Genomic DNA, 1519 nt, shown 5'->3' on the forward strand with positions numbered 1-1519 from the left:
TGATGATCGCCCACAGCCCGTCTGGGGATCGCACCCGCGGGTCCTCCAAGATGCGAACCAGCAGACGCCGGTCGCTCTCGCCGAGCGGCTGGTCGTTCGCGCGGAACGAGTCCATCCACTGATTGGCGAGCGCGAACGCGGCATCGCTCCCCCGCCTACGCGGATCGTCGAGCGCTCTGGCAAGTTCCTCGCGCGTTCTCGTTTTCGCCGCTTCCATATTCACCCCGCGCGAAACGATGGTGTGGTCGAGTAGCAGCCGGTTGACCGGAACCTCGGCGTACATCCTTCCGTCACCGAGCCGCCGACGCGCCCAGCCGAACCGGAAGTTCTCGATCCCGCCCGTAGTCCCGATCAGCAACGGCGCCGCCGGGGCAAAGATCGACAGGATCGACTGCCGCAGCAGCACCTGTTCACCGGCGTCGGTGATGGTGAGCGCCTTGCGGTGGGGCGCGGAGGGCTCGAGCGACCAATCCACCCGTCCCGATCGGGGCTTGGCATCGGGCACGGCGGGGCCGTCCTCGATCGCGATGGTGAAGTCGGGTTCGGGAGCGTCGTCGCTTTGCAGCAGCGCCTTGCCCTCTGACATCATCAGGTTCCATTCGGCTTCCAGCGCGCGCCGAGGGGCGAGCGGATCGGAGGCATCGTAGCGCCGCTCTTCCAGCAGGCCATGCCCGATGACGGTGCTTCGTTTGCCGGGCGTCGAGTCCGGCACGACGCGATAGGTATTGGAACGACCGCGAAGGGTCTGGACGCGAACCGAAGTGACGCCCGGAGTCTTGAGCAATGCCGCGCACAATGCATCGCAACGGCCCTCGAACGGGCGGGCGAGGAGAATGTCGCCCTTGAGCGCGATCTGTGCGCTCGACTGGATGTCCGGCTCCTCCAGGCTGGCCAGCATGCCGCTCGCCCAGGTGAGGCTTGGCTGGGGGATGGTCCAGAACAGTGCCAGCGTCGCGGCGCCCGACATGACGTTCAGAGGAACCCCTGAAAGGAAACTTCCGAGCAGCAAGCGGAACAGCGCGAAGGCGACGCCATACATGAAGGCCGTTGGCATCGACGCGAGGATGAGCCCTGGGATGATCAGGAAACTGCCGATGATGACCAGCCATGGCATTGTCAGCGCCACGAACGCGCCGACGCCGGTGATGATCAAGTAAGTCTTCATGCGCGGAACCTTACCGCGCATGACTCAAAAAATGATAAAGCTGCTGTTTTCGGGTCGGTGCCGTTTTTCGGCATCCGCCCGTTGACGGATCTCGCTACGCTCACCTCAAAAAGCTGTCGATGGTCCGCCTTTGGGGCTCTGGCGCTCCATCACATGACCGACTAGGGTCGGAAGAGAACGTCAGCTTTCTAGCCCATCGCGCCCGAAACCGGAAGGACATACCGGGGACTCATGAGGCAAGCTGCCTCTCGGCCTGCGGCCTAGGCCGTGTGGACAGTTACCGCAACCATAGGACAATAGCCGCGAGAGTGACAACGGCGCGGTAATTGCGGGCGGTTTTCTCGAAGCGGGTTG

At 63.9% G+C, this 1519-nt stretch carries 1 protein-coding gene; it reads right to left on the reverse strand.

Going from position 1 to position 1519, the window contains the following annotated elements; genetic code table 11:
* The coding region (locus tag NKH12_RS30370) for a hypothetical protein (RefSeq protein WP_352956473.1) at positions 1-1153 on the reverse strand (1153 nt) is incomplete at its 3' end.
* Positions 1154-1519 lie beyond the last annotated feature (366 nt).

Source organism: Mesorhizobium sp. M1322 (assembly GCF_040318085.1).
In the GTDB taxonomy this organism is placed as follows: Bacteria; Pseudomonadota; Alphaproteobacteria; order Rhizobiales; family Rhizobiaceae; genus Mesorhizobium.